Origin of the sequence: Mycobacterium sp. (assembly GCF_049585075.1) — a bacterium.
GTDB lineage: Bacteria > Actinomycetota > Actinomycetes > Mycobacteriales > Mycobacteriaceae > Mycobacterium.
On sequence record NZ_JBAUZA010000471.1, the window covers coordinates 1 to 6,817 of the forward strand.

A 6,817-nucleotide genomic window follows, 5' to 3' on the forward strand; every position below is an offset into this window, starting at 1 on the left:
GCCGTGAACTCCACAAACAGGTCGAATCCATCGTGGATGCTGTCGCGGCGGTTTATCGCCGCGGTCGTCGCGATCGGCGGGATGCAGTTGATGGCGACGATGGACGGCACCATCGCGATCGTCGCGCTGCCGAAGATTCAAAACGAGCTCGGGCTGTCCGACGCCGGCCGAAGCTGGGTGATCACCGCCTACGTGCTGACCTTCGGTGGTCTGATGCTGCTCGGCGGCCGGTTAGGCGACACCATCGGCCGAAAGCGCACCTTCATCGTCGGCGTCGCGTTGTTCACCATCGCCTCCGCGCTGTGTGGCATCGCATGGGACGACTTCACCCTGGTCACTGCCCGATTGCTGCAGGGCATCGGGGCTGCGATCGCCTCGCCGACCGGCTTGGCGCTGGTGGCTACCACCTTCCCGAAGGGGCCCGCGCGCAACGCCGCAATGGCGGTGTTCGGCGCGATGACCGGCATCGGCTCGGTGATGGGTCTGGTGGTCGGCGGCGCGCTCACCGAGATGTCGTGGCGGTTGGCGTTCCTGGTCAACGTGCCGATCGGGCTGGTGATGATCTACCTGTCCCGCACCACGCTGCGGGAAACCCACCGGGAACGGATGAAGCTGGATGCCACCGGAGCTGTGCTGGCCACATTGACGTGCACCGCCGCCGTTTTCGCGTTCTCGATGGGACCCGAGAACGGCTGGATCTCGCTGACCACCATCGGTTCCGGTGCGGTGGCCCTGGCCGCTTTCATCGCGTTCGCCATCGTGGAGCGTTCCGCCGAGAACCCCATCGTGCCGTTCGACCTGTTCTTCGACCGCAACCGGCTGGCCACCTTCGTCGCCATCTTCCTGGGCGGCGGCGTGCTGTTTACCCTGACGGTGCTGATCGGGCTGTACGTGCAGGACATCATGGGCTACAGCGCGCTGCGAGCTGGCGTGGGCTTTATCCCGTTCGCGATCGCGCTGGGCATCGGCATGGGTGGCTCCTCGCAGCTGGTGTCGTGGTTCCCGCCGCGGGTCGTGGTGATCAGCGGCGGCATCCTGCTGCTGGGTGCGATGCTCTACGGTTCGACGCTCGACGGCAACATGCCCTACCTCGACTTGGTGGTGCTGATCACCGTCGGCGGGATCGGGATCGGGATGATCATCATCCCGCTGGCGCTCTCGGCGATCGCCGGTGTCGGCTTCGACCGGATCGGACCCACCTCCGCGATCACGCTGATGCTGCAAAACCTCGGCGGCCCAGTGGTGTTGGCGATCATCCAGGCTGTCATTACCTCACGCACGCTGTATCTGGGTGGCACCACCGGCCCGGTGAAAAACATGAACAAGGTGCAGTTGCATGCGCTCGACCACGGCTACACCTACGGCCTGCTGTGGGTCGCCGGCGTGGCCGTCGTCGTCGGGGCAGTTTCCCTGCTCATCGGCTACACCGCCGAGCAGGTGGCGCACGCGCAGGAAGTCAAGGACGCCATCGACGCCGGCGAGCTGTAGCTCGTCCCGCTGTTTGCGCCGAGATCGACGTGAGAGTCGATTTTCGCGCTGCCGTCGACTCTCACGTCGATCTCGAGGCGGAAATAATTTGAGGAGCGATCGCCGCTAGGCTGGCCCGCTGTGATCACCCGGATGTCCGAGCTGTTCTTGCGCACGCTGCGAGACGACCCCGCTGATGCCGAAATCGCTAGCCACAAGCTGTTGATCCGGGCCGGCTACATCCGACCGATCGCGCCCGGCCTGTATAGCTGGCTGCCGTTGGGGCTGCGGGTGCTGCGCAACATCGAACGCGTCGTCCGGGAAGAGATGAACGCGATCGGCGGACAGGAGATCCTCTTCCCGGCACTGCTGCCGCGCGCGCCATACGAGACGACCAACCGCTGGACCGAGTACGGCGACGGTATTTTTCGCCTGAAAGACCGCCGCGGCAACGACTATCTACTCGCGCCGACCCACGAGGAACTCTTCGCGCTGACGGTGAAAGGGGAGTACAGCTCCTACAAAGACTTTCCGCTGGCGCTCTACCAGATCCAGATCAAGTACCGCGACGAGGCCCGACCCCGGGCCGGCATTCTGCGGGTACGCGAGTTCGTGATGAAGGACTCCTATTCGTTCGACATCGACGACGACGGGCTCAAGACGGCCTACCACGCACACCGCGAGGCCTACCAGCGGATTTTCGACCGCCTGCAAGTGCGATACGTCATTGTGTCCGCGGTATCCGGCGCGATGGGCGGGTCGGCGTCCGAGGAGTTCCTGGCCGAGAGCCCCGTCGGCGAGGACACCTTCGTGCGGTGCCTGGAGTCGGGGTACGCCGCCAACGTCGAGGCTGTGGTCACCGCGCGTCCTGAGGCCCTGCCGATCGACGAACTGCCTGAGTCGGTCGTCCACGACACCGGCGACACTCCGACCATCGCGACGCTGGTCGAGTGGGCCAACGGCGCCGACCTGGGTCGCAATGTCACGGCCGCCGACACGCTGAAGAACGTTCTGCTCAAGGTGCGCCAACCCGGCGGCGACTGGGAGCTGCTGGGGATAGGGCTTCCCGGAGACCGCGAGGTCGACGAGAAACGGCTCGGCGCTGCGCTCGAACCCGCCGAGTACGCATTGCTCGACGACGCCGACTTCGCTAAATATCCGTTCTTGGTGAAGGGATATATCGGACCGAAGTCGTTGCAAGACAACGATATTCGTTATCTCCTCGACCCGCGGGTGGTGGACGGCACCAGTTGGATCACCGGCGCCGACAAGCCAGGGCAGCACGTCGTCGGGTTGGTCGCCGGCCGCGACTTCACCGCCGACGGCACCATCGAGGCCGCCGACATCCGCGACGGCGATCCATCTCCGGACGGCGCCGGCCCGCTGGTATCGGCTCGTGGGATCGAGATTGGTCACATCTTCCAGCTCGGCCGCAAATACACCGATGCCTTCACCGTCGACGTGCTCGGCGAGGACGGCAAGCCGGTGCGGCTGACGATGGGTTCCTACGGGCTCGGCGTCTCCCGGCTGGTAGCGGTCATCGCCGAACAACACCACGACGACCTCGGGTTGCGATGGCCGTCCGAAGTCGCGCCGTTCGACGTGCATCTGGTGATCGCCAACAAGGATCCGCAGGCGCGTACCGGGGCAACTGCGCTGGCGGCCGATCTGGATCGGCTGGGCATCGAGGTGCTGCTCGATGACCGCCAGGCCTCGCCCGGGGTGAAGTTCAAAGACGCCGAGCTGCTCGGTGTGCCGTGGATCGTCGTGGTGGGCCGCGGCTGGGCGGACGGGACGGTCGAGTTGCGCAATCGGTTCACCGGTGAGGCTCGCGAACTGGCGGTCGGCGCCGGGCTGGCCACCGACATCACCGTGGCCCTCTCAGGCGGTTAGTCGGCGCCGGGAAACGCCGTGGTGATCGGGTTGACGCCCAGCACCTGATTCCAGCGGGCGGCCAGCACGGCGCTCTGAGTCAGCGCGGTCACGCCGAACGTGCGATCCTCTGGCGTCTGCGCCTGCTCGATCACCGCGCGCCAGGCCACCTCGGTGTCCTTTTCCATCCGCGCGGCCAACCTGTTCGCGTCGGTTGGGTTGTTCACCGGCATCGGCAACTGGTAGCCCGCGGCGGCCACCGGGGCCTTGACCGATCGGCCGCCGAGCATCGCGATCACTTGGTCGCGACGTTGGCGATGCTGGTTCAGCGAGTAAGACACCAGGCTGTTCTGCTCGGGTTCGCAGTGCGCCGACACGATGCCGTAGCCGTAGATCACGGCGTGTTCGGTGGTCAGCGCAGCACACAGCGCGGAGTCTGCGGGCGACGGCTCGGCCGATGTCATGACGCCGATCCTGAAATCACCAAAGCAACGCTGTAAGACGCCGTGCACGCGGCGGCGATCGAGCCAAGCAGCCCCGCCCGATAACCCGACGACGTGGTCGCCAAGTGACTGGCGCTGGCCGCGGACCCGCGCAGGGAATTGATCACGTCGGACAGTGTGGGCGGAGGCGCCGCAGCGGCTGACGTGGTGGGTGTCGGGCTGGTGGTCTGACTGGACGTCGGGTTGACGGCGAGGCGGGTGATTTCGGTTGCCAGCGCCTGCGCATGTTGAGTGCGTTCGGCGGCGACCTCGGTCAGCGCCGCACTGACCGGGTTGGCGGCCGCGGTGGCCGCGGCGGTGGCCAGCTCGCTGTCGTGTCGGGCCAGCTTCAACTGCGATTCGAGTTCGTCGACGGCCGGCGGAGCGGGCGGCGAACTGCAGGCGGAGCCGGTCATCCCGAACATGGCGAGAGCAGCGCCACCCGCGAGAACCTGTCGCCTGCTGAAAACCGGACTTACCGGCCTGACAGTGGGCAGCGCGCGTGGCACAGCAACATCCTGCCATTGCTGTGCCAGCGGGTTGGACGGGCTGGCTATGACGCTGGTTGACCCGGCTGCTATCACGGCTGATAGCGGTTTCCTGGCGTATCGTTAATGGCTGGTTCACCTGGAACGTGCATTAGCCGAACCGGTGGGCCGCCTGACCGCACAACTCAAGATGAGGAGCTCGCCGTGGCCATCGGGCTACCGTCACAGACGCAGGTGATCGAGCTACTCGATGGTGAGTTCGCGCGCGCAGGCTATGAAATTGAGGACGTCGTCATCGATCCGCGGGCGCGTCCGCCGCGGATAACGGTCATTGCCGACGGCGACACCGCACTCGACCTCGACACCATCGCTGAGCTGTCCCGTTCGGCGTCGACCTTGTTGGATGCTGTCGACGGCATCGATAGTCGCTACGTGCTGGAAGTCAGCTCGCCCGGGGTGGACCGGCCGCTGACCAGCGAGAAGCACTTCCGTCGGGCGCGGGGCCGCAAGGTCGACATCGCACTGGCCGACGGAACGACTGTCACCGGCCGAGTCGGCGAGATCTCCGACGGCACGCTGCTGTTGGTGGTCCGCGACGACCGGGCCCGTGACTGGACAGTGCGTCCGGTGCCGATCGGGCAGATCGCCAAAGCTGTTGTCCAGATTGAGTTTTCGCCTCCTGCAAAACGAGAACTTGAGTTGGCGGCTGTCGGTCGGAGTGCGGAGGGCGCAACATGAACATCGACATGGCCGCTCTGCACTCGATTGTTGTGGAACGGGGAATCTCCTTCGACGACCTGCTCGAGGACGTCAAGGCCGCGGTGCTCAGTGCTTACCGCCACACCGAAGGCCATCAGCCGGAGGCGCACATCGAAATCGACCGCAAAACCGGCGCGGTCCAAGTGTTCGCCCGCGACGTCGACGAAGACGGCAATGTGCTCAGAGAATGGGAAGACACCCCGGAGGGTTTCGGGCGGATTGCGGCCACCACCGCACGGCAGGTCATGCTGCAGCGGCTCCGCGACGCGGAGAACGAGCGAACATTCGGTGAGTTCTCCACCCATGAGGGCGAGATTGTTGGCGGTGTGGTGCAACGAGATAGCCGGGCCAACGCTCGCGGTTTCGTCGTCGTGCGGATGGGCAGCGAGACCAAGGGGTCTGAGGGTGTGATCCCGGCGGCCGAACAGGTTCCCGGCGAGGTTTACGAGCACGGTGAACGGCTGCGCTGCTACGTGGTGGGCGTAAGCCGCGGTGCCCGCGAACCCGTGATCACGTTGTCCCGCACCCACCCCAACTTGGTGCGCAAGCTCTTCTCGCTGGAAGTCCCCGAGATCGCCGACGGTTCGGTGGAGATTGTCGCGGTCGCCCGCGAAGCCGGCCACCGGTCCAAGATCGCGGTCGCTTCCCGGCTTCCCGGCCTGAACGCCAAGGGCGCCTGCATCGGCCCGATGGGTCAGCGGGTGCGCAACGTGATGAGTGAGTTGTCCGGGGAGAAGATCGACATCATCGACTACGACGAGGACCCGGCCCGGTTCGTCGCTAACGCGTTATCGCCGGCCAAGGTGGTCTCGGTGACCGTGATCGACCAGAATGCCCGGGCCGCGCGGGTAGTGGTGCCCGACTTTCAGCTGTCGCTGGCCATCGGCAAGGAGGGCCAGAACGCCCGGCTGGCGGCCCGCCTCACCGGATGGCGGATCGACATCCGCGGGGATTCGCCCGACCAACCCGCCGACCGCCCCGAGCATGGCGCGGCCCACGGCATGGCCCACGACCACTGACCACATCGCGGGTGGTTCTGAGCACCAGTGGGGTGTGGGTAAACTAAGCCGTGATCCAGCGCGAGACTTCGGCCTCTGCGCATCGACGCATCGAAGGTCCGGTGCGGACATGTGTCGGTTGCCGAAAGCGAGAGTTGGCCGTCGAACTGCTTCGAGTGGTGGCTGTGTCGAGCGGGAACGGCAAATGCGTCGTGACCGTTGACCCAGCAGGTAATCTTCCGGGGCGGGGTGCGTGGCTGCACCCCACTTCGAAGTGCGCACAAGAAGCGATCCGGCGGCGAGCGTTCGCACGAGCGTTGCGGATCACCGGAGCACCGGACGCATCAGCGGTGGTCGAGCATGTCAACACGCTCGACGCACCCGGCAACAGAACAGGTAGCAAAGAACATGAGCACACCGTGAAGTCCCGATGACCATGCGTCATAGCTAAACCCGAGGCGCGGCCTACTACCGCTGTCGCCTCATAGACAGGAGATGTAGTGGCAGGCAAGGCCCGCGTACACGAGTTGGCTAAGGAACTCGGTGTTACCAGCAAGGAAGTACTCGCCCGACTGAGCGACCAGGGCGAATTCGTTAAATCCGCATCGTCGACGGTAGAAGCGCCGGTCGCGCGTCGGCTGCGTGAGTCGTTCGGCGGTGGCAAGCCCGCGCAGGACAAGACCGCCGGCAACGGCGCTGCTGCCGCGAAGGGCGCCGTCAAAGACGCAGCGCCCCCTGCGGCGAAGAAACC

Annotated in this window: 8 protein-coding genes; 6 read left to right on the forward strand and 2 right to left on the reverse strand. The window is 65.6% G+C overall.

What is annotated here, in order from left to right; genetic code table 11:
- Positions 1-36: 36 nt before the first annotated feature.
- Together WB785_RS22285 and WB785_RS22290 are read left to right on the forward strand one after the other, a co-directional pair.
- The gene (locus tag WB785_RS22285; RefSeq protein WP_424081913.1) at positions 37-1,488 is read left to right on the forward strand and encodes an MFS transporter; all 1,452 of its coding nucleotides are present in this window, start codon (positions 37-39) and stop codon (positions 1,486-1,488) included.
- Positions 1,489-1,608: 120 nt separating this feature from the next.
- The gene (locus tag WB785_RS22290) at positions 1,609-3,360 is read left to right on the forward strand and encodes a proline--tRNA ligase (protein ID WP_424081899.1); all 1,752 of its coding nucleotides are present in this window, start codon (positions 1,609-1,611) and stop codon (positions 3,358-3,360) included.
- On the opposite strand, the gene WB785_RS22295 is transcribed toward WB785_RS22290, so the two are convergent.
- Positions 3,357-3,803: a ferritin-like domain-containing protein gene (locus WB785_RS22295; RefSeq protein ID WP_424081901.1), complete on the reverse strand. Its 447-nt coding sequence runs from the start codon at positions 3,801-3,803 to the stop codon at positions 3,357-3,359. The two genes, WB785_RS22290 and WB785_RS22295, sit on opposite strands and share 4 nt — an antisense overlap.
- Positions 3,800-4,237: a hypothetical protein gene (locus WB785_RS22300; RefSeq protein ID WP_424081903.1), complete on the reverse strand. Its 438-nt coding sequence runs from the start codon at positions 4,235-4,237 to the stop codon at positions 3,800-3,802. The genes WB785_RS22295 and WB785_RS22300 overlap by 4 nt, the downstream gene beginning before the upstream one ends.
- Before the next feature lie 276 nt (positions 4,238-4,513).
- Between WB785_RS22300 and rimP the strand changes: the two genes are divergently transcribed.
- The 4 genes from rimP to WB785_RS22320 all read left to right on the forward strand — a co-directional run.
- A complete protein-coding gene (rimP, locus tag WB785_RS22305; RefSeq protein ID WP_424081905.1) occupies positions 4,514-5,047 on the forward strand; it encodes a ribosome maturation factor RimP in 534 nt (177 codons plus the stop codon).
- Entirely contained in the window at positions 5,044-6,087 is a 1,044-nt protein-coding gene (gene nusA / locus WB785_RS22310; protein ID WP_424081907.1) for a transcription termination factor NusA, read from the forward strand. The genes rimP and nusA overlap by 4 nt, the downstream gene beginning before the upstream one ends.
- Before the next feature lie 164 nt (positions 6,088-6,251).
- Entirely contained in the window at positions 6,252-6,500 is a 249-nt protein-coding gene (locus WB785_RS22315) for a DUF448 domain-containing protein (protein ID WP_424081909.1), read from the forward strand.
- 66 nt (positions 6,501-6,566) lie between these two features.
- Positions 6,567-6,817 (forward strand): translation initiation factor IF-2 N-terminal domain-containing protein (locus WB785_RS22320; protein WP_424081911.1); only part of this gene is annotated, 251 nt, incomplete at its 3' end.

Coding starts and splice junctions, on each gene's coding strand:
- WB785_RS22285 (WP_424081913.1), top strand. CDS start 37: ATGCTGTCGCGGCGGTTTATCGCCGCGGTCGTCGCGATCGGCGGGATG.
- WB785_RS22295 (WP_424081901.1), bottom strand. CDS start 3,803: ATGACATCGGCCGAGCCGTCGCCCGCAGACTCCGCGCTGTGTGCTGCG.
- WB785_RS22300 (WP_424081903.1), bottom strand. CDS start 4,237: ATGACCGGCTCCGCCTGCAGTTCGCCGCCCGCTCCGCCGGCCGTCGAC.
- nusA (WP_424081907.1), top strand. CDS start 5,044: ATGAACATCGACATGGCCGCTCTGCACTCGATTGTTGTGGAACGGGGA.